The following is a 26342-nucleotide window of genomic DNA, read 5'->3' on the forward strand; positions in this document are numbered from 1 at the left end:
TATTGGGGATCCGGGGGGATCTATCTTGGTCACGTCTGTCTTCATAGCCGTCGTCTCGGTTGCCTTGTTCTGGATGGCGGCTTTCACTCTGTGGTGGCAGATGCACGCGTGGCGCACGCCCGAAGTGCTCGCCTCCACCCGGTTCAGCAGACCGGACGGCGACGAACATGTCTCGTTCTCACTGCTGTTGCCAGCACGCCATGAACAGGCCGTGCTGGACCACACCATCCAGCGACTACTTGAATCCAGCCACGACGACTTCGAGATCATCGTGATCGTCGGGCACGACGACCCGGAGACCACCGCGGTGGCCCGGGCGGCCGAGGAGCGCGACCCGCGGGTCCGCGTGGTGGTCGACCACCACGAGAAGAAGAACAAGCCGAAGGCCATGAACACGGCGCTGCCGCACTGCCGCGGCGATGTCGTCGGAGTCTTCGACGCCGAGGACCAGGTCCATCCCGAACTGCTGTCCCACGTCGACCACGCCTTCCGCACCACGGGCGCGGACGTCGTGCAGGGCGGGGTGCAGCTCATCAACTTCCACTCCAGCTGGTACAGCCTGCGCAACTGCCTGGAGTACTTCTTCTGGTTCCGCTCCCGGCTGCACCTGCACGCGCAGAAAGGGTTCATCCCGCTCGGCGGCAACACCGTCTTCGTGCGGACCCACGTCCTGCGGGAAGCCGACGGCTGGGACCCCAACTGCCTTGCCGAGGACTGCGACCTGGGCGTACGGCTGTCGAGCGTCGGCAAGAAGGTCGTCGTCGCCTACGACTCCGACATGGTGACCCGGGAGGAGACCCCCGGCAGCCTGATGTCCCTGATGAAGCAGCGCACCCGCTGGAACCAGGGCTTCCTCCAGGTCTACCGGAAGAGGGACTGGAAGCAACTGCCCGGATTCCGGCAGCGGTTGCTGGCTCGCTACACGCTGATGACGCCGTATCTCCAGGCCTTCTCCGGGGTGATCATCCCGCTCAACGTGGCCGTCGCGCTCTTCCTCGACGTCCCCGTCGGCGTCGCCTTCATCACCTTCCTGCCGGCCGTCACCGCCCTCGTCACCTTCGTGTTCGAGGTCGTCGGGCTGCACGACTTCGGCAAGCAGTACGGCCTGCGTGTCCGGTTCGCCCACTACGCCAAGCTGATCGTGGGCGGCCCCTTCTATCAGGTGCTTCTCGCCTTCGCCGCCGTACGCGCGGTGTGGCGCGAGCAACGCGGCCGCAACGACTGGGAGTTGACCAGTCACGTCGGCGCACATCTCGCGAACGTCAACCGAGAGGACGTTCCTGCGTGACCTCCACCCTTCCCGCGGCGACCCAGACCGAAGTCGAGGTCCCCGCGCAGCGGACAGCTGCGCCTGCAGCCGGTTCGACCAGTCGAACGCCCGCCTCCGTTTCCCCTTCCTCTTCGCCTTCGCCTTCGCCTTCGCCTTCACCGAAGCGGCTGCGCGACTCGCGCCCCGACCTGATCCTCTGCGGTCTCCTCCTCGTCGCGATCATGATCGTGCAGGGGTGGAACATCGCCGACTACCCGACCCTCAGCGACGACGAGGGCACCTACCTCGCGCAGGCCTGGGCCGTGCAGGAGGGCAGAGGGCTCGCCCACTACACCTACTGGTACGACCACCCGCCCCTCGGCTGGATCCAGCTCGCCGTCCTGACCTGGATCCCCGCCCAGCTCGCCCCCGAGTCGATGACCGTCGGCTCGATGCGCGTGGTGATGCTGGGGATCAGCGCGGTCAGCGCCGTCCTCGTCTACGTCCTCGGCCGCCGCCTCTCGCTGCCCCGCTGGGCCGCCGGCCTCGGCATGATCCTCTTCGGTCTGTCCCCGCTGTCGGTGGTGCTCCAGCGGGAGATCTTCCTCGACAACATCGCGGTGATGTGGACGCTGCTCGCGTTCTGCCTCGCCGCCTCACCGAACCGTCACCTCTGGCACCACTTCGGCGCGGGGCTGGCCGCCGCCGCGGCCGTGCTCACCAAGGAGACGATGCTCCTCGTCCTGCCCGCCGTGCTGCTCACCATGTGGCGGCACAGCCACCGGGACACCCGGAAGTTCGCCATCACCGGCGCTGTCACCGCCTGCACCCTGATCGGCGTCTCGTACCCGCTGTTCGCCCTGCTCAAGGGTGAGTTGTTCCCCGGCGCCGGCCATGTGTCGCTGTGGGACGGCATCGTCTACCAGATGAGCCGCCCCGGCTCCGGCTTCATCCTCACCGAGGGCACCGGCTCGTACGGTGTCCTTCAGTCCTGGCTGTACTACGACCGCGTCCTGCCCCTCGGCGGACTCGCCGGCGCGCTGCTGCTCCTGGTCACCTGGCGGTGGTCGGTGACCGCGCGAGCCCTCGCCGGACCCGCGCTCGCCGTCGCGATCCTCGCCGGAATGGCCCTGCGCCCCGGCTATCTGCCAGCGATGTACGTCCTGCAGGCCCTGCCCTTCCTCGCGCTCGTCCTCGCGGGCGGCACGGCGAGCGTCACGCACGGTGTCCTGCGCAGATGGCGGAGCACGACGGAGAAGTGGCCACTGACCTGGGCGCGCCACACGGTCGCCGTCGCCCTGGCCGCCGCCGCGGCGGTGTACGTCGTCCCCCGCTGGTACGACGGCAACCACACCGCGATGACGTTCAACGCCAACGCGCCCTACCAGAAGGCCGCCGAGTGGCTCGGCAGTGAGGTCGACGATCCCGCGGGCACCCGTGTCCTCGTGGACGACGCGCTCTGGCTCGACCTCGTCCATGAGGGGTACGAGCCAGGGCTCGGCGTCATCTGGTTCTACAAGGCCGACCTCGACCCGGCGGTGACGAAGACGATGCCGCGCGGCTGGCGCGACCTCGACTACGTGGTCGCCTCCCCGACCGTACGGCGCGACGCGGTCGACCTGCCCAACGTCAGGGACGCGATGGAGAACTCCACGCCGGTCGCCACCTTCGGCACCGGCGAGGACCGGATCGAGATCCGCAGGATCGACGCGGCCGGCGACGGCCGGGCGCGTGAGACCGAGGCGGCCCGCGACGACCCGGGGCGTGAGACCGAGGCGGCCGACGACGGCGGCCGCATCCGCGAGACCGAGGCCGCTGGAGGCGACCGATGAACAGCGGAAGCTACGAGTCCACCGCCCCCGAAGAACTCGGCGACCCAGCCGTGCGCGGTGCCGAGATTCCCGAGCCCGGTGCCGTCACCATCGTCGTACCGACCTTCAACGAGTCGGCCAACGTACGGGAGTTGCTGCACCGGATCACCGAGACCGTGCCGTCCCGGCTGCCCTGCGAGGTCGTCTTCGTGGACGACTCCACCGACGACACCCCCGAGGTGATCAACGAGGCGGCGCAGGACTGCCCCTTCCCGGTGACCGTGCTGCATCGCGACGAACCGGTCGGCGGACTCGGCGGCGCGGTCGTCGAGGGCATCAAGGCGGCAACGTCCGACTGGATCGTCGTCATGGACGGCGACCTGCAGCATCCGCCGTCGCTGGTACCGGAGCTGGTGGCGACCGGGGAGCGGTCGTCGGCGGGTCTGGTGGTCGCCTCCCGTTACATCAAGGGCGGCAGCCGGGCCGGGCTCGCGGGCAGCTACCGGGTGGCCGTCTCACGCGGGGCGACCTGGCTCACCAAGTCCCTCTTCCCCCGCAGGCTGCACGGCATCAGCGACCCGATGAGCGGCTTCTTCGCGATCCGCCGCAGCGCGGTCACCGCCGACATCCTCCAGCCGCTCGGCTACAAGATCCTCCTCGAACTCGCCGTGCGCAGCCGCCCGCGGCAGGTCACGGAGGTGCCGTTCGTCTTCCAGGACCGGTACGCCGGCGAGTCCAAGTCGACCGCGCAGGAGGGCTTCAGGTTCCTGCGCCACCTCGTCGGGCTGCGCACCGCCTCTCCGCCGGCCCGCATGCTGGTCTTCGGGCTGATCGGTGTCACCGGCTTCCTGCCGAACCTGGCGGGCCTCTACGCCCTCACCTCGGCCGGCATGCACTACGTCCCCGCCGAGATCCTCGCCAACCAGCTCGGAGTGGTCTGGAACTTCTTCCTCATCGAGCACCTGTGCTTCCGTGAGCGGCGCAGACACCGCAAGGGGTGGGACCGCATCGGCCGGTTCGCGTTGCTCGCCAACGCCGATCTGGTGCTGCGCATCCCGCTGATCGCGCTGTTCGTCGGCAGGTTCGGGATGGGGGCGCTGTCCGCGACCGCGCTCGCCCTGGTGACGACGTTCGTGCTGCGCTTCGTGGGGACCGAGGCGCTGGTCTATCTGCCGCGAAAGGCGTCTCGCCGTGGGGAGCACGGCGAGCAGGAGCAGGAGCAGGTCGAGCCGGCAAGGAGAGCCGTGTGAGGAACCACCTGATGAGCCGCCTGAAGAGCGGCTTGAAGATCCGGATCAGCCCCAACCCCAACCACAGACCCAGACGAAGAACAGCCCTGCTGGCGGTCGGAGCACTTGCCGCCGGCCTTCTGCTGGTCTCACCCCAGTCCGCGTCCGCCGCCAACCTCATCCAGAACCCCGGCTTCGAGACCGCCGGCAGTGACGGCATGCCGTACTGCTGGGAGAAGTCCGGCTGGGGCGACAACGACTTCACGTTCACCACGGTGGCGGGCGCCCACTCCGGCACCAAGGCCATGAAGGTCGAGCTGACCCGCCGGGTCTCCGGCGACCGCAAGGCCCTGATCACCGAGTCGGCGGCCTGCGCGCCCTCCGTCACGGTGGGCAAGCAGTACGACCTGGCCCTCTGGTACAAGTCGACGACCCCGGACACGTCCGTCACCCTGTTCCGGCACGACACCACGGCCGGCTGGCAGTACTGGACCGACCTCAAGACGCTGGACATGGCCGGGAGCTGGACCGAGGCGACGGTCCGCACCCCCGAGATCCCGGCGGGCACCGACCGGATCACCTGGGGTGTCTCCGTCTACGGCACCGGCTCCGTCACCACCGACGACTACACGATGGACCAGGTCGCCGACCCCGTCCCCGAACCCGATTGCACGGGCACGCCCGACGAGTGCCAGAACGGCCGCTGGGACGTGCTGCCCACCCAGAACCCCGTCCGCTCCATGCACTCCGTCGTCCTCAACAACGGCAAGGTGCTGCTGATCGCCGGCTCCGGCAACAGCGAGGAGATGTTCGAGGCGGGCACCTTCACCAGCGCGGTCTACGACCCGGTGAACGGCACGTACAAGCAGATCCCCACGCCCGACGACATGTTCTGCGCCGGCCACGTCCAACTGGACGACGGACGTGTGCTGGTGATGAGCGGCAACAAGGCGTACCCGGTGGTGGGCGGGCACGGCTACGAGGGCTACAAGGACTCGTACATCTTCGATCCGGTCACCGAGACCTACAGCAAGACCAACGACATGAACGACGGCCACTGGTATCCGTCGGCGACGATCCTCGGCAACGGTGACGTCATCTCGTTCGGCGGTCTGCGCGAGGACTCCACCGGTTCGGTGACGGCCGAGCTGTGGTCGGACGCCGAGCAGAAGTGGCTCGAACTCTGGAAGGTCAACCAGACCTGGTCGTACTGGGGCCTGTACCCGTCGATGATCCTCATGCAGGACGGCCGCCTCTTCTACTCCGGCAGCCATGTCTTCGGCAACAACATCCCCGGCACGGGCAGCGCCATCTACGACTACGGCGCCAACACGATCACCCAGATCCCGGGCCTGCAGCGGAAGGACGAGCGCGACCAGTCCGCGAGCGTGCTGCTGCCCCCCGCCCAGGACCAGAAGGTCCTGACGATCGGCGGCGGCAACATCGAGTCCAACCCCGACGCCAACCGTCTCACCGACGTCATCGACCTGAAGGCCGCGAACCCGGCGTACGTCGCCGGTCCGCCGATCCCGCAGGGCACGGTGGACCTGGGCAACGGGAAGGTCGCCCAGACGGGCACCCAGGGCAAGATGTACGTCTCCGCGGTTCTCCTCCCCGACGGCAAGGTCCTGGAGACGGGCGGCGCCCTGCACAACCGCGCCGACCCGGTGTTCGAGACGTCGATCTACGACCCGGCGACCAACGCGTTCGACCCGGTGGCGACCGATCCGGAGGAGCGCGGCTACCACTCCTCGGCCTTCCTCCTCCCCGACGGCCGCGTCATGACCACGGGCGACAACCCGGGCAACGGCACGTGGAACCACGACGTGTCGATCTACACCCCGCCGTATCTGCTGAAGGGTGCCCGCCCGAAGATCACGTCGGTGATCGACAAGGAGTGGGTCTACGGCGACACGCAGCGCATCACGGTGGACCGCCCGATCGCGAAGGCGGAACTGATCCGCCCCGCAGCGGTGACCCACTCGTCCGACCCGAACCAGCGCTTCGTGGACCTACCGCTCTCGGTCGACGGCAACAACATCGACCTGAACGTGACGAGCAACCCCAACCTGGCCCCGCCCGGCTGGTACATGCTCTTCGCGGTCGACGCCAACGGCGTCCCGTCGGTGGCGGAATGGGTCCACCTCCAGGGCCCGACCGCCTTGGCCCAGGCCTCCGGCGAAGCCCCCTCGGCCCACGTCCACGACTTCGCGGACGCCCCGAGGGGCAAGACCACCGGCCCCCGGAAGAAGACCAAGTCGAAGAAGGTCAGCCCGACGATCTCCGGCTGCGACCGCCACTACGGCACGGCGAACGTCTGCGTCCCGACCACGTTCCCGGACGAGGTAGAGAAGACGACGGCGTCCCGCTGCGAGTGGCTGAAGGAGAACGACTACGGCCGCCTGAAGGTCAACGGCAAGGACGACCCGTTGAAGCTGGACCGGAACAGGGACGGGTCGGCCTGTGGAAAGGCGGATGTGAAGCGCCGCTGAGATGCGCACGCACGGCACGACCTGAGAGGTACACCGTGGGAAAGCGGCCCCGCACCCGGCGACAGCTGCCGGGTGCGGGGCCGCGGTCCGGTCCGGAACGGCGGGCAAGGCAACCCCCCCTTGGAGGCATCGACATCGGTTCGCCTCCCCCGCCGACCGCACGGCACAGCAGCCGCCGGCAGGGGGCCTTCGCCCCTGCAACACGCGTATTCCCACCGGGAAATGAGCGGCGGAGTCCCCTGCTATGGTGCGCCGATGTCGTCGATCAAGCAGGTCCAAGTCACCTTCGACTGCGCGGAACCCGAGCGCGTCGCTCGCTTCTGGTGCGAGGTGCTGGGGTACGTCGTACCGCCACCACCGGAGGGGTTCGCCACGTGGGACGATTTCGATCGCTCTCTGCCGGCTGAGCGGCGGGGTGCGGCGTTCGCCTGCGGTGATCCCTCAGGCGTGGGCCCGCGCCTGTACTTCCAGCGCGTCCCCGAAGGCAAGGTCGTCAAGAACCGGGTGCATCTCGACGTGCGAGCCGGCACCGGGCTCGTGGGCGAAGAACGCCTCGCCACGCTCGAAGCCGAGTGCGCACGACTGGTCGCGCTCGGCGCGACATGCGTGCGAGTGCTGCGTGCCGACGACTACAACGAGTCGTGCATCCTGATGCAGGACATCGAGGGCAACGAGTTCTGTCTCGACTGACCGTGTTCCGAGGGCGGTGTCGATGCCGGACCCCGATGAGAGTGCGACCGCCATGGAGTCCGGCCGGCGCACGTCGTACTCGGGCGGGGGCGGCAGCGAGTCACGCGTGAAGCGGTATGCCGGGCCCGGCGGCCAAGAGGCTGTCGATCAGGGCGAGAGCGAGACGAGACGCACCACAAGCGCACCGGATCGGGTGGGCAACAGCGGGGAGCCGCGGTACGAGCCGCCGGACCCGAGGAGGCCCGTACCCCCTTCATCCGCCCAGTTCGGCACGTTGACCGGCCCCGAATGATCGCAGCTTCCCAACCTCCCAAGCTGATGGCCCGGGTCGCGTCCCGCGACGTGGTGTAAGCGATCATGCGCTTCGCCTTCCGGTACCTGGCTCGCGATGATCTCACCGGTGGCGCGGCACGCGAAGTGGCCCGGTCAGGCGCCGGGAGTACCTCAGCCGGTCGAAGCACCGCGCGTGACCTGCGAGTTCCGATCCGTTGATCGGCTACACCACCTCGTGGGACGCGACCATGGATCGACAGCTCAATACGGCCGCTGAATCTCGTGCTCGCCCAACGCAGCCTCGTACCGCGCCAGCAGAGCATCCAGGTTTGTCAGTAGAAGGCCGGCAGAGTCCCGAGCTTCCTCCAGATCGCCTCGCTCGCACGCCTCCACCACCTCGGCCACGTCACTGCGGAGGATGCGAAGGGAGTCGCCCTGCACCAGGACCCCGGGAAACCGTCTGCCGGGCAGGCGAACCACGGCGTCGTTGCCACCATCTGTGAACAACTCGGCCTCGATATGCTTCATCGGACCATCCAACCCGACATCACCGGTTGACATCAACGATGGTGCACGCAGGCGCCCTTGAGTGATCACGCACGCCATGTCGGTAGGACCGTGGGGGCCGTGGGAGAGTCGCGTGATCGAACTCCTGAAGCGGTGCTCAGTTCGGTGCAACGGCACGGAGCCCCCGGGATCCGTCGGGGGCGATCAGGGAGCCAGGTTGAGCTGTGTGATGATGCACAAAAGCTGACTGGCCCTGGGGAGGGGTCGGGTACCTGGGAAGGGCGGGGCCCATGGGGGACAAGGGCGGGGAGTCCATACCGGACGACGAGTGGGAGCGCTTCCTTCGTGAAGCCGAGGCGGGGACCAAGGACGCGCCCGAGGAGCCGTCGGCGCGGGCCCGGATGGTGGCGCGGCGGCTGCAGGAGGAGTCCGGTCGGCCGGAGCCGTGGCGGAGTCATCAACCGGCCCGGCGGCAAGGAGGCAAGGGCTGGTACGTGATCGGTCTGCTGGTCGCGGTCGCCCTGCTGGTCGTGGCGCTGGATCCGGGGCGGGTGGCCGGCTGGTTCGGAGGTGGAGGCGGCGAGAGTGCGCCGCTCGCCGTGGAGTCGAAGCGTCCGGATCAACCGCCGCCGACGGAGGCGGCAGCCGGTGATCCGACCATGGAGCAGCCGTTCAGGGGGTCGCCCGCGGCTCAGTGGGGTGACGGGACGGCTGGGGTCGGCCTGCCCGAGGCACGGGCGACCGGCTGGATGAGCAAGGGGCAGGTCGCGCAGGCGCTCGAGAAGACCCGGGACTTCCTCGCCGCGTCCAGTCTGGATCCTGGTGTGCTGCGTGGGGAGCGGCCGAGGAAGGCGATCGCGTTGATCAATCCTCATCAGCAGGATGTCCAGGACTACCTGGCGACCGCGTTCCGTGCGCCCAGCCGGGAGAACGATCCTCTGCTGCTGTTCAGCCGGTTCAGGACGACGAAGGTCCGGCTTGTCGGGGATGTGGTCAAGACACGGGGGCGAATCACGTACCGAGAAGGTGAGCGCGGTGCGGTCGAGGTGACCACCGATGTCACGTACGTATATCCGGCCGTACGCGCTGCGGCGGGAAGCGACGAAGTCGCGCGCACGATCGTGCGCCGCGAGGTCGTGATGAGCTGGGACGACCCGGCGAAGATCGTCATCGAGCCGGGTACGTTCTCCCTCGTCTCCTACAAGGTGGACAGCACCAACGGAGGCTGCGACAACCTCACCGGCTACTTCACCCCCACGTTCGGCGCAGAGCGCGCGACTTCGTCCCCGGCAGACGGCCCCGAGGTCGACCCGTACGACCGGAGCACGTCGATGGAGACGCGCATGCGGGAGGCCGGCGATGCGGGGTGCGGGACTGCCACCCGGTCGTGAGCGGCGGTTGCAGGAATCAGAAGACCGAGCGGGGAACAGCAGGGGGCCGGCTGATGGCTGATCCGCCACCATCGGGCCGGGCCGTCCGGGTGGCGCCGATGTCTGGTCGTACCCTTCGGCCAGTGTCAGATGCGCTGTGTCGTATCGACTGGAGAAGTGAGAGGTGTTGTGCGCGCGCTGACGGCCATACGGGAGTGGAGTCCGCGGCGCAGGGTGGCTTTCGCCGTGGTGTTGCAGGTGTTGTGGCTGTGCGCATTGCTCGGCGCCGTCCTGGGCTTGGAGTTGCCTTTGACAGTGCCTGTCGCGATCGCGCTGTGGGCCGGGCCCGCGCTGGGAGGAATCCTGGGTGTCTGGATGGGCTCGAAGTCGTCGCCCGGCTGACAGGGCGCGAACACACACTGTGCTGCCTGATCCGACTGTCGGCGTGATGTCTTCGACCGTGGAGGCCAAGAGGTAGTGGAACGCGGGGAACCACGCGAGCAACCACAGTCACCCGGTAGCCGCGAGTAGCACCGACCGTCAGCGGCGCTCGGGTGTCCGGCTGACGAATCAGCCTGTGCGCATCCTCAACGCCTCCCGGACGATCGCTTCCAATTGCTCGTGGTGTGCGCCCTTCCAATAGGCCCGCCCGCACGCCTCGCACTGCGCGAACACGTCGTACGACTTCTGCGTCCCACCCTCCAGCCGGTCCGCGACCTCCTCCTTCGTCGCCGGCTTCAGGAGCCCGTTGCAGGCGGTGCACCGCGTCCACGGGCGCAGCTCGGGTGCGAACCGGTCCAGTACGTCGCGGAGTTGCTCCTCCGGCTGCGTGCTGTAGATGTACGCCCCGGCCCACAGCTCCCGCCGCCGCAGCAGCCCCCGGTCGCGGCTGAGCATCACCCGCTGTTCGGCGGCGGACCGCGTGGCCAGCGCCGGGTCGCCGATGTCCGTCGACTCGTACGCCGCGTCGACGCCCAGCAGCCGCAGCCGCCGGGCGAGCGTGCCGAGGTGGACGTCGAGGAGGAAGCGGAGAGGGGCGCCCGGGACCTGCTGGGGCCGGGGGACCGGGCGTACGGTCACCGACTCGCCGTCAGCCGGGATGTGCGACACCGGTACCTCACGGCCGTTCACGACGAGCGCGCCCACCTCGGTGAGGGGGACCCCGAGGGACTCGATGACGTGGCCCAGCGTCGAGACACCGTCGGTGGCCAGCGGGGTACTGCCCTCGCGGCGGGCGTGCGGGACGAACAGGGCCAGCTCGGGGGCGACTTCGACGTGGATCTCGGCTGCTTTCACCTGGTCAGGATGGCATGGGGGAGTGGGGTGGCCTCAGGGGTTTTCCGTTCGGAGGCCGTGTTGGAGGGTCGTCAGGGTGCGGTCGACGAGTTCGGCGAAGTCGTCACGGTGGCCGTTCTCGGCCCAGTAGAGGGACGTCTCCATCAGACCGCCGATGAGGGACATCGCCCAGACCCGTACCTCCAGGCTGTCCGGGTCCCGGCCGGTGCGCTCGCCGATGGCGGTGCAGAGCATGCGGCCGGTGACCGACATGCTCTGCATCATGCGGGAGCGCACCGCGGGGACCTGGACCATCAGCTGGGTGCGCAGCCGCGCGACCTCCAGGTCCTCCTCGATGCCCGTGCGGACCGCCTCCCGCATCACGTGACGGATGCTGTCCGGCCAGGGTTCGTCCGCCGGCCGGGCCCGCAGTTCCTCCAGGAGGATCGGGTCGTACTCGTCGGTGAGGACGATGTCCTCCTTGGTGGGGAAGTAGCGGAAGACGGTCGACGGTGACACCTCCGCGCGGTCGGCGATCTGCTCGATCGTCGTGGCGTCGTAGCCCTGTTCCCCGACCAGTGCGTAGGTCGCGGCGCGGATCGCCTCGCGGGTCTTGATCTTCTTCCGTTCACGGAGTCCGAGCTGCGGGCGGTCGGCGGGGGCCGTGGAGGTGGCGGGGGTGGTGGGGCGTGCGGCCGTCATGCCGTCATTGTCGGGCATCGGCCTTCGGCGCGGCCAGGTCAGGGCCGGTGCTCCGGCGGCTTCGCCCGCTCCGGTCCATCCGCTCGCCCGGCCCCGTCGGCGTGCTCGGCAGGAAGGCCGCGGCCAGCAGCGCGGCGACCAGGGCCGCGGCGCCGCACACCAGCAGGACGAGGCCCATGCCGTGGACGTACGAGGCGTTCGCGGACGTCAGGAGATCGGCCGCGCCCGCCCGTTCGGCGACGAGGTGGGCCGCGACCACCGAGTCTCCGGCGGTGTCGGCCGCTGCCGCAGGCAGCGCGGCGGTGTCGAGCCGGTCCCGGAAGGCGCCCGCGAGCAGACTGCCGAGCAGGGCGATACCGATCGCGCCGCCCACCTGCCTCAGGGTCATCAGCACCCCGGACCCGCTGCCGGCCCGGTCGGTGGGCAGGGTGCCGAGGGCACCGGACATCGCGGGCACGATCGAGAGCCCGAATCCGGCTCCGGCGAACGACAGCCACAGTGCGGTGAATCCGTAGCCGGAGCCGACCGTCGTACGACTGCCGAGGAAGGCGGCGAAGGCCAGCACCACCAGTCCCGCGCTGACCACGGACCGGGACCCGAAGCGTTCGACGACGGGTTGCGCGACGCGCGCGCCGACCAGCAGGCCGCCCATCAGCGGCAGCAGCCGTACGCCGGTACCCAGGGCGTCGTTGCCGAGGACGGCCTGGAGGTAAGGCGGCAGAACGAACATCAGGCCGGACAGGACGAACATGACGAGGGTCGCGGCGAGTGCGTTGAAGAGGAATCCGCGGTGGGCGAGCAGGCCCATGTCGAGCATGGGGCGCGCGGACCGCCGCTCGCGCAGCACCAGCGCGGTGACGAGGACCGCCGCGCCGGCGAACATGCCCAGGACCAGCGGGTCGCCCCAGCCACGGGTGGGTGCCTCGATGATCGCGTAGATGAGAGAGCCGAGGCCGGCGGCGGTGAGCGCGGTGGAGACGGTGTCGATCCTGGGGGAGGCGGGGTCGCGGGTCTCGGGCAGCAGGAAGACGCAGGCGGCGATGCCGATCGCCGCCATCGGGACGTTGATCAGGAACACCGAGCCCCACCAGAAGTGGTTGAGGAGCCAGCCGCCGATGATCGGGCCGAGCGGCAGGCCGAGCATGGAGCCCGCCGAGACGATGCCGACGGCCTTGGTGCGCTCGTCGGGGGCGAAGAGCGAGGGCAGTACGGAGAGGGCGAGCGGGGTGACCAGTGCGGCGCCGATCCCCATCACGGCGCGGGCTGCGACGACCGCGTTCACGTCCTGGGCCAGTGCGCCGACGACCGATCCGGCCAGGAAGATCCCCAGCCCGACGATCAGCATCCGCCGTCGGCCGAACCGGTCGCCGAGCAGTCCGGCGGGGAGCATCAGGGCGGCGAAGACGACGATGTACGCGTCCGCCATCCTCCCCCAGTGCTAAACGCCTGGGGGGACCCCCAGCTGCTCACCTGTGGTCGCGCCGATCTGCTCGGCCATGGTCGGCAGCGCCACGTTGAGGATCGTCATGTCGAAACCGAGCACCAGCATGCTCGCGACGAGGGCGCCGAGGGCCCACCAGCGGCGGGGGTCGGGCCGGACGGAGGAAGACTCTGTGACAGTAGCCATGAAATGATAGTAGCTCTCAAAATCTACCCACTGTCAATCCATGGCTGCTCTCATTCGGCGTCCGGGGGTACGGAAATGGCCACGGCTCGGGAGCCGTGGCCAGGAAGGAGTGGGGGGAGTGTTACGCGTGCTGGTAAGCCACCATCGAGATGCCCACGTAGTGCACGACGAACGCGGCGAGGGTGAAGGAGTGGAAGACCTCGTGGAAGCCGAACCAGCGAGGTGACGGGTCCGGGCGCTTGAGGCCGTAGATCACTCCGCCGACGCTGTAGAGGAGGCCGCCGACGATGACCAGGACGAGGACGGTGATGCCGCCCGTGCGCATGAAGTCGGGCAGGAAGAAGACGGCCGCCCAGCCCATCGCGATGTAGCAGGGGGTGTAGAGCCAGCGCGGGGCGCCGACCCAGAACACCCGGAAGGCGATGCCCGCGAGTGCCGCACCCCAGATGCCCCACAGCAGCCACTGCCCCTTGGCGCCCGGCAGGAGCAGCATGGTCAGCGGGGTGTAGGAGCCCGCGATGATCAGGAAGATGTTGGCGTGATCCAGTCTGCGCAGGATGCCGTCCATGCGCGGGCTCCAGGTGCCCCGGTGGTACAGCGCGCTCACACCGAACAGCAGGCAGGCCGTGAGGGTGAAGATCCCGCAGGCGATGCGTCCGCGTGTGGAGTCCGCGAGGGCGGTGAGCACCAGGCCTGCGACGAGCACGGCCGGGAACATGCCGAGGTGCAGCCAGCCCCGGAGTCTGGGCTTGATCTCGTCGGTGATCTGGTGAGCGATCTGATGCGGCAGGGATCGCGCGTCGGAAGGGCGGCTGTCGGCCGGCGTCTCCGGGTGCGCATCGGGGACGGACGCTGTCATGTCCTGCATCGTACCTACGGAGCCGTAACTTACGGGACCGTGCGGACTGTTCGTGTCCCCGGAAGTGGCCATCGTCTCACGCGGAGCCCTCGATGGGGTATCGAGCGCATGCGCTGATACTCGCGGTGAGGCAGTGGTGACGCAGGGAAACCTCTCGGGTGAAGACCGGTGAGTGGCGATGGTCACGATGCTCACCTGTGAGGCCCTCTGGACATATGGGCACTCTCGTCGGATGATCAAATGAGTGTGGTCGGCACCGGATGAGCGCCCAGAGATCCAATCCTCGAAGCATCCGGGTCGCAGCCCCCACGGGGCCTCCAACAAAAATTCCCTCATTTAGGAGCAATCGTGGCGCGCGACATCGCGGCTCCCCCTTCAACCGTCCCGACCACCCACCGAGAACTCGTGGCGTGGGTGAACGAGATCGCCGAACTGACCGAGCCGGACAACGTGGTCTGGTGCGATGGATCCGAGGCCGAGTACGAGCGCCTGTGCGGGGAGCTCGTCGAGAAGGGCACCTTCCGGAAGCTCGACCCGATCAAGCGCCCGAACTCGTACTACGCCGCGTCCGACCCGACCGATGTCGCCCGGGTCGAGGACCGCACCTTCATCTGTTCGGAGAAGGAAGAGGACGCGGGCCCGACCAACCACTGGAAGGCCCCCGCCGAGATGCGGGACCTCTTCCAGGGCGAGAAGGGCCTGTTCCGCGGTGCGATGCGCGGTCGCACGATGTACGTCGTCCCGTTCTGCATGGGACCGCTCGGCTCGCCGCTCTCCGCGATCGGTGTGGAGATCACCGATTCCGCGTACGTCGCCGTCTCCATGCGCACGATGACCCGTATGGGACAGCCGGTGCTGGACGAACTGGGCTCCGAGGGCTTCTTCGTGAAGGCCGTGCACACCCTCGGCGCCCCGCTGGAGCCCGGCCAGGCCGATGTGCCGTGGCCCTGCAACAGCACCAAGTACATCTCCCACTTCCCCGAGAGCCGCGAGATCTGGTCGTACGGCTCCGGGTACGGCGGCAACGCGCTGCTCGGCAAGAAGTGCTACGCCCTGCGCATCGCGTCGGTGATGGCGCGCGACGAGGGCTGGCTGGCCGAGCACATGCTGATCCTGAAACTGACGCCCCCGCAGGGCGAGTCGAAGTACGTGGCGGCGGCCTTCCCGTCCGCCTGCGGCAAGACGAACCTGGCGATGCTGGAGCCGACCGTCAAGGGTTGGACCGTCGAGACGATCGGCGACGACATCGCGTGGATGCGCTTCGACGAGGACGGGCAGCTCTACGCCATCAACCCCGAGGCCGGGTTCTTCGGCGTCGCGCCCGGCACCGGTGAGCACACCAACGCCAACGCGATGAAGACGCTGTGGGGCAACTCGGTCTTCACCAACGTGGCGCTGACGGACGACGGCGACGTGTGGTGGGAGGGGATGACGGAGGAGACTCCGGCACACCTGACCGACTGGAAGGGCAACGACTGGACGCCGGACACCGATACGCCGGCCGCCCACCCCAACGCCCGCTTCACGGTCCCCGCCTCCCAGTGCCCGATCATCGCGCCCGAGTGGGAGAACCCCAAGGGCGTGCCGATCTCGGCGATCCTGTTCGGTGGCCGCCGGGCCACGGCGGTGCCGCTGGTGACGGAGTCCTTCGACTGGAACCACGGGGTGTTCCTGGGCGCGAACGTGGCGTCCGAGAAGACCGCCGCGGCCGAGGGCAAGGTCGGTGAGCTGCGCCGCGACCCCTTCGCGATGCTGCCTTTCTGCGGCTACAACATGGGCGACTACATGGGCCACTGGGTCGACGTCGCCAAGGGCAAGGACCAGGCCAAGCTGCCGAAGATCTACTACGTCAACTGGTTCCGCAAGAACGACGCGGGCAAGTTCGTCTGGCCCGGCTTCGGTGAGAACAGCCGCGTCCTGAAGTGGATCGTGGACCGGCTGGACGGCAGGGCGGAGGGGGTCGAGACCCCGATCGGCATCCTCCCGACGTCGCAGGCGCTGGACACGGAGGGGCTGGACCTCTCCTCGTCCGACCTCGACTTCCTGCTGACCGTCGACAAGGAGGTGTGGCGGGAGGAGGCCGCGCTCGTCCCCGAACACCTCAACACCTTCGGTGACCACACGCCGAAGGAACTCTGGGACGAGTACCGGGCGCTGGTGAGCCGTCTGGGCTGACGCCTCTGCCCCTTTTGCTCCGCGACCGGCCGGATATGGGTTGCCCTGACCAGCGACGTCTCCTCGGCCGGTCGCGGATTTCTTGCTGCGCCCGACAGCCCGGGAGTGCCTGTGGGGTGGCGACTGCGGGTCCGGTGGGGCTTCTCGCGCAGTTCCCCGCGCCCCTGAGGGCCTACGGCCCTTGCGGGCCGAAAAAGCAAGGGGCGCAGCCCCTGCTTTTTCAGGGGCGCGGGGAACTGCGCGACCAGCCCCCACCGGACCCGCAGCCGGGGGTCGAAGGGGCACAGCCCCTTCGGACGGGACGGGTAGGGGCGGAGGGGGCGAAAAGCGCTGCCGCGCACCGGATTTCGCGGGACACTCGGGACATCCGCACCGAACCCCGAAATGAGGTGAACGGGGTGCGTACACCCGTAAGTGACCCCCTGAGGATCGGCCCGTACAAGATAGTCGGCCGCCTCGGATCGGGCGGCATGGGCTGGGTCTACCTCGGCCGCTCACCCGCCGGCCGCGAGGTCGCCGTCAAGGTCGCCCGCCCCGAACTCGCCTCCGAACCCGAGTTCCGCGAACGCTTCGCCCGCGAGGTCGCCGCCGCCCGTGTGGTCAGCGGTGCCTACACCGCCGCCGTGGTCGACGCCGACCCGACGGCCGAACTCCCCTGGCTGGCCACCCTGTACGTCCCCGGCCCCTCGCTCGCGGAAGCGGTCCGCGCCGACGGCCCCCTCCCCGAGGCCCAGGTCCGCCCCCTCGGCGCCGGCCTCGTCGAGGCGTTGCAGGCCATCCACGCCGCCCATGTGATCCACCGCGACCTCAAGCCGGCGAACGTCCTGCTCGCCCAGGACGGCCCCCGCGTCATCGACTTCGGCATCTCCCGGGTCGACGGCGCCCCCGGCCTCACCCGCGTCGGCGTCGTCGTCGGCACCCCGCCGTTCATGTCGCCCGAGCAGATCCGAGGCGACCGGGTCGGCCCGCCGAGTGACGTGTTCTCACTGGGCGGGGTCCTGGTGTACGCGCTCACCGGCCGCCCACCGCACGGCAGCGGGGAAGCCGTACGCGTGGAGGTCGTACGGGGAGAGCCGCGGCTCGACGGTGTACCGGCGGGACTGCGGCCCGTCATCGCCCGCTGTCTGGCCAAGCGCCCCGAGGACCGGCCCCGACTCGCAGAGATCCTGGCCCAGTTGATGGGGGAGGACGCCGGCGCCGAGGTGTGGCCGCCGCCGCAGGTGGCCCGGACCATCGAGGTACGGTACGAGGAACTGCAGGAGCGCCACCGGCACCGTACGACGAGCGAGTCCGTCCCCTCCTGTCTGCTCCTCCACGCGCAGGCGCTGCTCGACGCCGGGCTGACCGACGCCATGGTCGCCGGGGCGGTGGTCCGTGACGGTGCCTGACTCCTACCCCGGCCGGGATTCCTCCCCGGGCCGCGACTCCTCCCTCGGCCGCGACTCCTTCTCCGGGCGCGGCTCGTACTCCGGGAACTCCGGGCGCGACTCGTATCCGGCGGGCAATGCCGAGATATACGACCTCGGCACGCACTGGCGGCAGTTGGTGCAGAACTGGGTCGCGCGGCGGAATTACCACACGGTCCACGACACCGTCTCCGTTTCCCTGCGATTCGATCTCCATGAGGCGGGGCGGACGGTCACGGTGAGATTCATGACCACCAAGAGACTTCTCGTGGCGTTCGCGACCGACGGGAATTTCCTGCGGCAGGACCAGCTCGCCATCGCCGCGGCCGCGTCGAACGCATGGAATACCGAACAGCTGAACCCCATGCTTTCCGTGTGGGACGTGCGCGGGCCGCGCCCCTGTCTGGCCGGAGTCTGCGATCTGCCACTGACGTGCCGTATCACGCAGTCGGACTTCGACGCGCTGGCCAATGACTGGGTGGATCGGGCGCGACAGATGTTCAGTCGTTGTCATCAGGTGTTCAAGTTGTAGAAGTGAAAAGCGTATTGATCGTAAATTGACGGAAGTCGCCGTAACTCCACCGGCGGAATTCACCAAACCCTTCCGGCCGCCGGGCCGCCTGCTCCACTATTGGATGGGTTTTTCAGGGCCGCGGGGGTGTGCCTTTCAGGCCACGGGGGGTTGGTGCGATGGGTGCGGTCGGGCGTTCGTCGTTTCTCGGTGTGCTGGTGGGGTTGTCGGTCGTGGTCCTGCCGGGGGGGCCGTCGGTGGCGGTGGCCGACTCCTGTGCCGACCGGCTCACCGAACAGTTGGAGTGCTGGGCCGAGGTGATCAAGGACGGCCCCGTGGTGATCACGCTGGACGAGCCACTGGCGTACGAGGACGTCGAGGAGCGGCAGCGCCACGACATCGAGACGCTGCGCAGGGACAGGTACCCGCTCGTGGTCCGGGTGCAGAAGGGCAAGGCCACCGGTGAGGGCGGTACGGCCCTGCTGGTCCTGGCCGAGGGGCGGCTCGTCCACCCCGAGGCCCGGATCGACCGGCTGCGGCCCGGCCCGATGGACGCTCTGCGGGAGGCGGGGCTGTGCATCGACCGGGAGCCGTTGTGCGGCCTGATCGAGCGCAAGGGCGACAAGTCCGAACCCCTGGACGGCAAGGCGCTGATCGACGCGGGGTTCGCCGCCGACCACACCACACATGTCGAGGCCATCGGCCCCGTAGAGAACGACCGGAAACCGTCCGCCTCGACCGCGCCGGGCAAATCCGCCGGCCAGGGCGGCGAGGAGCGGGACGACGACCGGGCCGCCCCCACCGACGGCGAAGCCGTCGGCTACAGCGGCGCCACCTGGACCGCCTTCTGGATGGGCCTCCTCCTCGCCCTGCTCCTTCTCGCCTTCGTGATCGTGATCCGGCGGTCCAGGGGCCCGGTGGCCGTGGGACACCGGGCGCCGTCCCCCGGGCGGGGCGTCGGCGGGCCCGCGCGGGCGGCCCCGGCCCACGCGGCGCGCGGCGGGGGCGGCGGAGCCGGGAGCGGGGGCGGCGCCGGGAGCGGCGCCGGGGACGAGAGCACCACGCGGCTGCGGGTGGCGCCCGCGCCCCGGTACGGGCGGCAGGTGGGGACCCGCCCCGCGCACGCCCGGACCGCGGTCGTACGGACCGAACTGCATCCGCAGGGCTATGTCGAGGTCGACCGGGTGCTGCGCCGGGCGGTGTGGGCCGAGCCGGGGCGGCCGCCGCCCGCGCCCGGCGGTCTCGTCGATGTCACCGACGCACGAGAACGCGACTCCGACGTCCTGTACGCCTTCCCGCCGACCGCCGCCCGGCATGCGAAGGGCACGCCCCGGTAGGGCACCGGCCGAGCCGTCGGAACGACGCCCAGGACGCACCACAGCTCGACCGCGACAGCAGAGGCTCCGGAAGCACAGAGGCACCGGAAGCACAGAGGCACCAGAAGCACAGGGGGAAGAACCATGCACAGCGAATACCCGCCCACGCTGCCGGCGGAGTACGCCGACATCGAGTTCGAGAACAACGCCCAGCGCATGCCGCTCGTGCTCTGCCTCGACACGTCCAGTTCCATGGCGGGCCAGCCGATCCAGACGCTCAACAACGCGCTCGCCGAGTGGACCCGCGAACTCCATGACGACGTCAGCCTCAGCTACAGCGTGGAGGTCGCCGTCGTCACCTTCGGCGGCCAGGGCGTCGGCGCCTGGCGCGGACCGCAACTCCTCGACCCACGCACCCGGACGAGCCCCTTCATACCCGCGCACGCCTTCCAGGCACCGCAGCTCACGGCCGCCGGCGTCACCCTGATGACCGAGGCGCTGGAGCTCGCGATGCACATCGTGGCGGCCCGCAAGAGCGAACTGCGGGCCTCCGGGCTGCAGTACTACCGGCCGCAGATCTGCCTCGTCACCGACGGCCTGCCCACCGACCCGACCGGCCATCTCACCGACTCCTGGCACCGGTTGGTCCCCGTCCTCGCCGAGGAGCAGCGCGCCCGCCGGTTCCGGCTGTACGCGATCGGGGTCGGCGGGATCACGGACCGGGGGGAGCAGGTGCTGCGCGCGTTCGCGCCGAAGTTCAACGCCCGGCTGCAGGGCTTCCCGTTCCGGGAGCTGCTCCAGATGATGTCCGCCAGCGCCAACGCCGAGCAGAAGGGCGCGGGGGACGAGGTGTTCGAGAAGATCTTCAGCCAGTTCAAGACACAACGCCCGGCCTGGGAGGCGTGAGGTGACCGCCGCCCCGCCCTGGCGGATCCACGGCCTGAGCGTCGAGGGCTACCGGCACCGGCGCCAGGGCCTGCCCTGTCAGGACGCGTGCGCCGCGACCGCCACGCCCTGCGTCGCCGTGCTCGCCGTCGCCGACGGGGCCGGCAGTCGGCCCCGGTCGGAGGAGGGCGCGCGGCTCGCGGTGCAGCTCGCGACCGAGCACTTCACGCGGCGGGCCGAGGCGGCCGTGGAGGTGCGGCCGGGGGAGGCCGTGCACGAGTTGCTGCGGGACGCCCTGCACGACGTGAGCAAGGACTTCCTCGACCGGACCGGCGCCGACGCGCAGGACTTCGCCACGACACTCACGGTGGTGGTGCTCGCGCCCGGCTGGATCGGCCACGTCACCGTGGGGGACGGGTTCGTCGTCGTACGGGCCGGGACGGAGGACGGGGAGCGGCAGTTCCATCTGCTGCCGCAGGCCGCGGCGGCGAGCGAGTACAGCAACGAGACGGTCTTTCTGACCTCGCCGGACGTGGCGCGCTGGACCCGCACCGAGTGCGTCGCGGACGACGGGGTCGACGGGGTGCTCCTGTCCACGGACGGGCTCGCCCAGGCCATGCTCAACCGTTCGGCCGACGGCGCCCAGTCCCCGAACACCTCGTTCGCCGACGCCGTCTTCCGCTCCCTCGACACCGCCCCCGAGGACGACCGCGACCCCAACCTGGCCGCCCTCCTGCGCTCCGACCGCCTCACCGCCCTCAACGCCGACGACAAGACGCTGCTGCGGGCCGTGCGCACCCACCGGCGATGACTGCTCCGCACAGGGCGCGACCGCTTCTGCGTGGCGACGAACGGCCCGACGAACACCCGGAGGTACGGCCATGAGCGGCCGCACGGTCTTTCTCGACGGTAGGCGGGTCACTCTGGCCGAGTTGCCGCTGAAGGGCGGCGGACAGGCGGCGGTGTTCCCGGTGGAGGGGGACACGGGAATCGTCGTCAAGATCTACCGGGACACACCCGGGCCGGACCAGGAGCGGCGGCTGGCCCGCATGCTCACGATGTCCCCGCTGGCCGCCCGCCCGACGGACGCCAACCAGCCGCCCGAGCTGGCCTGGCCCACCGCGATCGCCCGGGGCACGAACGGCGAGTTCCTCGGGTACGCCATGCGCCGCTTCGGCGAACCCCAACACGTCCAGCTGGTCGGTCTGTTCACCCGCGTCCAGCGCCTCAAGCTCTTCCCGGACCGCGCCGACTGGCGGTTCCTGCTGGGCGTCGCCTGGAACCTCGCCTTCATGACCGCCCGTATGCACTACGACGACCTCGTCATCGGCGACTTCTCCAGCAGCAACGTCGTCGTCGACGCCAACGGCTTCGTCACCTTCCTCGACTGCGACTCGATCGCCTTCACCGACCCGGTCACCGGCGAACTCTTCCCGTGCCTGATGCACACCACCGACTACTCGTCCCCCGAGCGACAGGCGGGCGGCCCCGCCACCCGGCAGAGCGACGACTTCGCCCTCGCCGTCCTCGTCTACCAGCTGCTCACCGCCGGCAACCACCCCTTCGGCGGGGTCCCGCACGAGAGCGCCTCCGAGTCGACCGTCAAGGACAACATCGCCGCGAGCTGCAGCTATGTCGTCCGTCCCGAGCGGGTCACCATTCCGCGCGGCACGATCGACCCGTCCGTCCTGCCGACCGAACTCCTCATCCTCGCCAAGGCCGCCTTCGGGCCCGGCGTCGAGATCCCCGACGCCCGGCCGCAGGCCGAGGCCTGGCTCCGCGCCCTCGACAAGGAACGCGGCGAGGTGCGCGCCTGCACGGTACGGCCCCTGCACACCTACGGCTCCCACCTGCCGACCTGTCCCTGGTGCACCCGCGCCGCGGTCACCGGCCACGACGTGTTCAACGGCCCCCGGCCGACGTCGGTGCCGGTCCCACCGCCCCCGCCCGGCCCGCCCCCGTCGCCGTACGCGGCGCTGAAGGTGCTGGCCGTGGTCGCGGGGGTGGTGTTGCTGATCGTGATCCTGACCAGCGTGGGGTGAGAGTCTCGGACCGAAGGGGTGGATGGGTGCGTGGGTGGGTGCGGCTCCGGTGGGGCTTCTCGCGCAGTTCCCCGCGCCCCTGAAAAGCGGGGGCCCCGCCCCGTACTTTTCGGGCCCCGCCGCCCCGTCGTCTTCCAGGCTCGCCGCCCCGTCGTCTTCCAGGCTCGCGGTGCCGATTGTCTTTCAGGACTGCGGGGCCGTGGTCTTTCAGGCCCGCAGGGGCCTGGGCTTTTAGGGGCGCGGGGAACTGCGCGAGAAGCCCCACCGGGCCCGCGCCCGACCACCGGGCCCGCGCCCGACCACCGGGCCCGCGCCCCCTCAACCCGACCGGTCCTCCAGATACCGCGTATGCGACTCCTGCCGACGGGCCTCCGCGTCACGCAGAGCCATCGCAAGATGCCCCAACTCATTCTGCAGCAGCCCGAGCTGACGTTCGAGGTGCCGCTCCGGCGGTTCCGTGCCCGGCGTCAGACGGGTCCACCAGCGGGTGCGTACGAAGGTGTCGACGGCCTCGGGGACGTCCTGCCGTACGGCCCGGGAGAGGGCGTGGATGCCCTCGGGGTCGCGGGCCAGGACCTCGGCGACCCAGCCGGGGTCGAGGAGGGCCGTGAGGAGTTCGGTCAGCTCGGTGAGCCGGCCGGAGGCGGCCGGCGGGAGCTCGATGTCGGCCAGGTACGCGCGGAGGATGCCGAAGTCGGTCCGCAGCTCGTCCAGTTGGGCGGAGGGGTCCGGGAAGTCCGGCAGCGGGGGGCGCTCCGGCGGGGCGATCAGCGCGCCCGCGCCGTACAGCCCGACGACCACGACCGGCCAGTACGGTCCCGCGACGCCCGCGAAGGTCAGCCCGAGCCCGGCGACCCCGAGGGCGCTGCCCGTGAGGTTCTTCCGGGACTCGAGGTACGCGAGGAATCTCATGGATCTACCTCTGATCTTGGCCGGTGCTCCGCCTTTCAGAGCGGGGGTGAAGGCCATCTTTGGGGCGGAGGCGCGGAGCGCAGGAGTGCTCCGCGCCTCCGGGGTGACGGTCAGATGGGGCTCCGCTGGTTTTCGATGTACTGCCCCAGGTAGCGGCGGATGTGGTCCTGTTCGCCGTTGAACTGCTTCAGCTCGGCCTCGAAGCCCGCTGCCGCGAGGTAAGCGGGAAGCTCCCGGCTGCAGCCGGGAGAGCACTTCACTGGTAGCCACGGATCTCCTCGAAGGCGCCGTCGAGCGAGCCCTGCCGGGCGTCGAACAGGCGCCCGCCGGTCAGGTCGGCGATGTGCTCCAGCTCGCCCTTGTCGGAGTCGCCGAAGAGGATCGGGAAGACGGGGATCCGCTGCTCGGCGGCGGGCAGCCGACCGTAGAAGTCGTCGAAGTCGGCGGGGCTCGCGCCCTCGGTGTTCTCGCCGTCCGTCATCAGCACGATGGAGGTGAAGGTGTCCCGGTCAACGGTGCCGAGATGCTCGTACGCCTTCCGCAGTGAGGTGTAGATGGCGGTGTCGCCGTCGGCGGACAGCTTCCGGGTGTCGGCGCGGATGCCGTCGAGCCCGGCCTTCGGGTCCTCGGGCCGCACGACATGCGTGCGCACGCTCTTCACGTCCGAGCCGAACGGCATCAGCGTGACCTCCTCCCGGTCCCGGAAGTCGCCGGTCAGCTCGGTGAGCGCGGTCTTCAGCCGGTCGAGGCGGTCGCCCTCCATCGAGCCCGAGGTGTCCAGGACGTACACGGTCCTGGAGGGGCGGCGCAGCTCGTTCTCGTACGCGTAGAGGAGGCCGTCGGCGACGGACCGGCTGCCGGGGAAGGGGAGTTCGCGGCGGCGCGTGGTGTCGAGGCCGGCCGCGGGCGGGACGGAGGCGACGACCGGGCGGCGCAGCGTCCTCTCGGTGATCAGCCGCTGGATGCCCGGGGTGCGCAGGGCGTCCGTGAGACGGCGTACGTCGTCCCGGACGTCCTCGCTCGTGGACGCCAGCGAGGAGAGCGGGTAGTCGGCGGTGACGACCCCGTCGCGCGGCCGGATCACCGTCAGGCCCTTCCTCCCCTTCAGCACCGACTCGTAGTTGAGGAGCGCGTCGATGTCACCGCGCCGGTCGTACGCCGCCGCCAGCCAGCCCGACGACCCGGACGTCAGCTTCTGCCCCGTGAAGAACTCCTTCAGCCGGGGCGTCGCCCGCGCCACGTCCGCGTCCGTGAGCGCGGACTGGGCGTCGGAGAGGCCCGACGCCACCGAGACGAGCGTCGAGAAACCGGAGTGGGAGCGGGACGGGTCGGTCATGCCGTACGTCAATTTCCCGTCCGCCACCGCGTTCTCGATGTCCGACCAGGTGACGTTCTCCGGCTTCCACCCCAGCTTCCGTACGGTCTCGTTCTTCACACCGATCGCGACCGGACTGGACATCACCGACGTCTCGGACACGACCTGCTTCGCCGCGTCCGGGCGGAGCCGCAGGTAGTCGTTGGAGGAGAGCCAGACGGCGTCGTACGAGCCCTTTGCCCGCGACTCGGTGAGCAGTTCGACCGCGTCGAGCGTGCCCATGTAGGTGGGCCGGACCTTGATCCCGGTGTCCTTCTCGACCCGCTCCAGCACCGGCTTCATGTCGGCGAGTTCACTGGAGGCGAGGACGCGGAGGGTGCCGGGGACGTACGTGGTCGCCTCGGCCGGATCGGGCTGCGCCCGGTTCGCGGCGGTGCAGGCGGTGGCCAGGAGGGCGAGGGCGGTCGCCGCGGCGACGGCCGTCGTCGTACGTGTTCTCATCCGAGGCCCCCTTCCAGCGCTCCCCGGTTCCGGCTCCGCTCCAAGTACTGCGTGGCGTTCTGGAGTTCGGAGGTCAGGGACTCGACGGTCGTGGCCATGGTCTCCGTGGCCTGCACCTTGTAGGTGTCGATGGCGTCGAGGGTGCGGTAGATCTGCTGGAAGGCCGAGCGGAGCGTCTCCGCGCCGACGGCCGGGTCGGCGGCGATGCGCTGGATCTCGCCGGTCTGGGTGGCGAGCATCTCGGCATTGCCCCGGATGAGGTCCTCGGTGGTGCCGCGCAACGCGTTGACCTGGTCGACGACCCTCTTCTGGTTGTCGAGGGCGGAGGCGAGCATCACGGAGATGCGCAGCGCCGAGACCGTGGTCGTGGCGGCCCGGTCGACGCCCTTGATCAGCTCCTCGTTGTTGCGCCGTACGACGTCCATGGCCAGATAGCCCTGGGCGCAGACGGCCAGCTGGGTGAGCAGGTCCTGGTGCTTCTGGCGGACGGGGAAGAGGACGTCGGCGCGCAGGGTGTCGCCCTGCTGCGGATCGGCCCCGTGGATGTGCGACTGGATGTGCGCCTCGACAGCCGTGTCCAGGGCCTCCGTGAGGACGACGTACTCCTGGAGCTTGCCCATGGTCTCCCACAGCCGGACGCGTTCGGTCTGCAACGCGGCGTTGTCGCGCCGCAGTTCGTCCTGACCGCCGCGCAACGACCCCACGATCCTGTTCAACGTCCCCTGCGCGGAGGCGTACTTGGCGACGTGGTCGCGCAGCTTGTTCCCGCCGGGCAGCCGGGACAGGAACTTGCGTCCCTTGCTCGCCGCCAGGTCACGCGGGTCCAGGTCCTCGACCACACGTCGGAGCTCGACGAGCGAACCCCCGACCTGAGACTGGGCGTCCCCGCCCTTGCTCGGCAGGCTGCGCACGGTCCGCTCCAGCATCCGGTTGGACTGCGCGGCGGCGGTGCGCATCTCGCCCGCGCCGAGCGAGGTGATCTCCCCGACCCGGCCGGCGAACTCCGGGGAGCGCGCGTCGAGAGCGGCGAGCCCCCGCACGTACTCCTCGGCCTTGCGGGCCATGTCCGTCCGCACGGACTCCTCGACCGGCACGAGCCCGCCGGCCTTCTCCCGGGGCACGGCGGCGACCGGCTCGGGAGGGGTGAGGGTGAAGGTGCTGTCGCCGCTGCTGTCTTCGATGGTCATGTGTCGTG

General features: G+C 69.8%; 22 protein-coding genes and 1 pseudogene. 14 read left to right on the forward strand and 9 right to left on the reverse strand.

Annotation, left to right across the window (positions count from 1 at the left end; genetic code table 11):
* Window positions 1-25: 25 nt before the first annotated feature.
* From OG858_RS29460 to OG858_RS29480, 5 genes are all read left to right on the forward strand, one after another.
* A complete protein-coding gene (locus OG858_RS29460; RefSeq protein ID WP_086746801.1) occupies window positions 26-1288 on the forward strand; it encodes a glycosyltransferase in 1263 nt (420 codons plus the stop codon).
* Window positions 1285-3081, forward strand: coding sequence for an ArnT family glycosyltransferase (locus OG858_RS29465; protein WP_328544266.1), 1797 nt, complete (start codon window positions 1285-1287; stop codon window positions 3079-3081). The genes OG858_RS29460 and OG858_RS29465 overlap by 4 nt, the downstream gene beginning before the upstream one ends.
* Window positions 3078-4310, forward strand: coding sequence for a glycosyltransferase family 2 protein (locus OG858_RS29470; protein WP_319268546.1), 1233 nt, complete (start codon window positions 3078-3080; stop codon window positions 4308-4310). Before OG858_RS29465 ends, OG858_RS29470 begins: the two co-directional genes overlap by 4 nt.
* A gap of 11 nt (window positions 4311-4321) precedes the next feature.
* Window positions 4322-6781: a galactose oxidase-like domain-containing protein gene (locus OG858_RS29475; RefSeq protein ID WP_319268564.1), complete on the forward strand. Its 2460-nt coding sequence runs from the start codon at window positions 4322-4324 to the stop codon at window positions 6779-6781.
* 255 nt (window positions 6782-7036) lie between these two features.
* Window positions 7037-7471 (forward strand): VOC family protein, encoded by a 435-nt coding sequence (locus OG858_RS29480; protein ID WP_086746804.1) that lies wholly within the window; start codon window positions 7037-7039, stop codon window positions 7469-7471.
* 534 nt (window positions 7472-8005) lie between these two features.
* On the opposite strand, the gene OG858_RS29485 is transcribed toward OG858_RS29480, so the two are convergent.
* A complete protein-coding gene (locus OG858_RS29485) occupies window positions 8006-8272 on the reverse strand; it encodes a DUF6959 family protein (RefSeq protein WP_086746805.1) in 267 nt (88 codons plus the stop codon).
* 269 nt (window positions 8273-8541) lie between these two features.
* Here OG858_RS29485 and OG858_RS29490 point away from each other — a divergent pair, with 269 nt between their 5' ends.
* Window positions 8542-9642 (forward strand): hypothetical protein, encoded by a 1101-nt coding sequence (locus OG858_RS29490; protein ID WP_327744914.1) that lies wholly within the window; start codon window positions 8542-8544, stop codon window positions 9640-9642.
* 213 nt (window positions 9643-9855) lie between these two features.
* Complete coding sequence (locus OG858_RS29495) at window positions 9856-10023, forward strand: hypothetical protein (RefSeq protein WP_179200804.1); 168 nt, start codon at window positions 9856-9858, stop codon at window positions 10021-10023.
* A 168-nt stretch (window positions 10024-10191) separates the two neighbouring features.
* On the opposite strand, the gene OG858_RS29500 is transcribed toward OG858_RS29495, so the two are convergent.
* From OG858_RS29500 to trhA, 4 genes and pseudogenes are all read right to left on the reverse strand, one after another.
* A complete protein-coding gene (locus OG858_RS29500; protein ID WP_086746808.1) occupies window positions 10192-10917 on the reverse strand; it encodes a Mut7-C RNAse domain-containing protein in 726 nt (241 codons plus the stop codon).
* A 33-nt stretch (window positions 10918-10950) separates the two neighbouring features.
* A complete protein-coding gene (locus OG858_RS29505) occupies window positions 10951-11598 on the reverse strand; it encodes a TetR/AcrR family transcriptional regulator (protein ID WP_327748430.1) in 648 nt (215 codons plus the stop codon).
* 4 nt (window positions 11599-11602) lie between these two features.
* Window positions 11603-13225 (reverse strand): annotated as a pseudogene (locus OG858_RS29510) (MFS transporter).
* 121 nt (window positions 13226-13346) lie between these two features.
* Window positions 13347-14084, reverse strand: coding sequence for a PAQR family membrane homeostasis protein TrhA (gene trhA / locus OG858_RS29515; protein WP_327748429.1), 738 nt, complete (start codon window positions 14082-14084; stop codon window positions 13347-13349).
* A gap of 348 nt (window positions 14085-14432) precedes the next feature.
* Here trhA and OG858_RS29520 point away from each other — a divergent pair, with 348 nt between their 5' ends.
* The 7 genes from OG858_RS29520 (at window position 14433) to OG858_RS29550 (ending at window position 22419) form a co-directional block, all read left to right on the forward strand.
* Entirely contained in the window at window positions 14433-16259 is a 1827-nt protein-coding gene (locus OG858_RS29520) for a phosphoenolpyruvate carboxykinase (GTP) (RefSeq protein WP_086748377.1), read from the forward strand.
* A 398-nt stretch (window positions 16260-16657) separates the two neighbouring features.
* Window positions 16658-17647: a serine/threonine-protein kinase gene (locus OG858_RS29525; RefSeq protein ID WP_086752786.1), complete on the forward strand. Its 990-nt coding sequence runs from the start codon at window positions 16658-16660 to the stop codon at window positions 17645-17647.
* Window positions 17634-18197 (forward strand): hypothetical protein, encoded by a 564-nt coding sequence (locus tag OG858_RS29530; RefSeq protein WP_179201395.1) that lies wholly within the window; start codon window positions 17634-17636, stop codon window positions 18195-18197. The genes OG858_RS29525 and OG858_RS29530 overlap by 14 nt, the downstream gene beginning before the upstream one ends.
* Window positions 18198-18355: 158 nt before the next feature.
* Window positions 18356-19513, forward strand: coding sequence for a hypothetical protein (locus OG858_RS29535; protein ID WP_319320350.1), 1158 nt, complete (start codon window positions 18356-18358; stop codon window positions 19511-19513).
* 123 nt (window positions 19514-19636) lie between these two features.
* Window positions 19637-20398: a vWA domain-containing protein gene (locus OG858_RS29540; protein ID WP_319069581.1), complete on the forward strand. Its 762-nt coding sequence runs from the start codon at window positions 19637-19639 to the stop codon at window positions 20396-20398.
* A gap of 1 nt (window position 20399) precedes the next feature.
* Window positions 20400-21188, forward strand: coding sequence for a PP2C family serine/threonine-protein phosphatase (locus OG858_RS29545; RefSeq protein ID WP_086750488.1), 789 nt, complete (start codon window positions 20400-20402; stop codon window positions 21186-21188).
* 70 nt (window positions 21189-21258) lie between these two features.
* Window positions 21259-22419, forward strand: a complete 1161-nt coding sequence (locus tag OG858_RS29550) for a hypothetical protein (RefSeq protein WP_319069580.1) — start codon at window positions 21259-21261, stop codon at window positions 22417-22419.
* A gap of 318 nt (window positions 22420-22737) precedes the next feature.
* Here OG858_RS29550 and OG858_RS29555 read toward each other — a convergent pair whose 3' ends face one another.
* The 4 genes from OG858_RS29555 to OG858_RS29570 all read right to left on the reverse strand — a co-directional run bounded on the left by OG858_RS29555 (window position 22738) and on the right by OG858_RS29570 (window position 26334).
* Complete coding sequence (locus OG858_RS29555) at window positions 22738-23331, reverse strand: hypothetical protein (protein WP_319269923.1); 594 nt, start codon at window positions 23329-23331, stop codon at window positions 22738-22740.
* Window positions 23332-23441: 110 nt separating this feature from the next.
* On the reverse strand, window positions 23442-23591 hold the full coding sequence (locus tag OG858_RS29560) for a hypothetical protein (protein ID WP_319069579.1): 150 nt from the start codon (window positions 23589-23591) through the stop codon (window positions 23442-23444).
* Window positions 23588-25147, reverse strand: coding sequence for a substrate-binding and vWA domain-containing protein (locus OG858_RS29565; RefSeq protein ID WP_328544265.1), 1560 nt, complete (start codon window positions 25145-25147; stop codon window positions 23588-23590). The genes OG858_RS29560 and OG858_RS29565 overlap by 4 nt, the downstream gene beginning before the upstream one ends.
* Window positions 25144-26334 carry a toxic anion resistance protein gene (locus OG858_RS29570; RefSeq protein WP_328544264.1) on the reverse strand — a complete coding sequence of 397 codons (1191 nt, stop codon included), beginning with the start codon at window positions 26332-26334 and terminating at the stop codon, window positions 25144-25146. The genes OG858_RS29565 and OG858_RS29570 overlap by 4 nt, the downstream gene beginning before the upstream one ends.
* Window positions 26335-26342: the final 8 nt, after the last annotated feature.

Source organism: Streptomyces europaeiscabiei (genome assembly GCF_036346855.1).
Classification (GTDB): domain Bacteria; phylum Actinomycetota; class Actinomycetes; order Streptomycetales; family Streptomycetaceae; genus Streptomyces; species Streptomyces europaeiscabiei.

Coding starts and splice junctions, on each gene's coding strand:
- OG858_RS29470 (WP_319268546.1), top strand. CDS start 3,078: ATGAACAGCGGAAGCTACGAGTCCACCGCCCCCGAAGAACTCGGCGAC.
- OG858_RS29475 (WP_319268564.1), top strand. CDS start 4,322: ATGAGCCGCCTGAAGAGCGGCTTGAAGATCCGGATCAGCCCCAACCCC.
- OG858_RS29480 (WP_086746804.1), top strand. CDS start 7,037: ATGTCGTCGATCAAGCAGGTCCAAGTCACCTTCGACTGCGCGGAACCC.
- OG858_RS29485 (WP_086746805.1), bottom strand. CDS start 8,272: ATGAAGCATATCGAGGCCGAGTTGTTCACAGATGGTGGCAACGACGCC.
- OG858_RS29490 (WP_327744914.1), top strand. CDS start 8,542: ATGGGGGACAAGGGCGGGGAGTCCATACCGGACGACGAGTGGGAGCGC.
- OG858_RS29505 (WP_327748430.1), bottom strand. CDS start 11,598: ATGACGGCCGCACGCCCCACCACCCCCGCCACCTCCACGGCCCCCGCC.
- trhA (WP_327748429.1), bottom strand. CDS start 14,084: ATGACAGCGTCCGTCCCCGATGCGCACCCGGAGACGCCGGCCGACAGC.
- OG858_RS29535 (WP_319320350.1), top strand. CDS start 18,356: ATGGGTGCGGTCGGGCGTTCGTCGTTTCTCGGTGTGCTGGTGGGGTTG.
- OG858_RS29540 (WP_319069581.1), top strand. CDS start 19,637: ATGCACAGCGAATACCCGCCCACGCTGCCGGCGGAGTACGCCGACATC.
- OG858_RS29550 (WP_319069580.1), top strand. CDS start 21,259: ATGAGCGGCCGCACGGTCTTTCTCGACGGTAGGCGGGTCACTCTGGCC.
- OG858_RS29555 (WP_319269923.1), bottom strand. CDS start 23,331: ATGAGATTCCTCGCGTACCTCGAGTCCCGGAAGAACCTCACGGGCAGC.
- OG858_RS29565 (WP_328544265.1), bottom strand. CDS start 25,147: ATGAGAACACGTACGACGACGGCCGTCGCCGCGGCGACCGCCCTCGCC.
- OG858_RS29570 (WP_328544264.1), bottom strand. CDS start 26,334: ATGACCATCGAAGACAGCAGCGGCGACAGCACCTTCACCCTCACCCCT.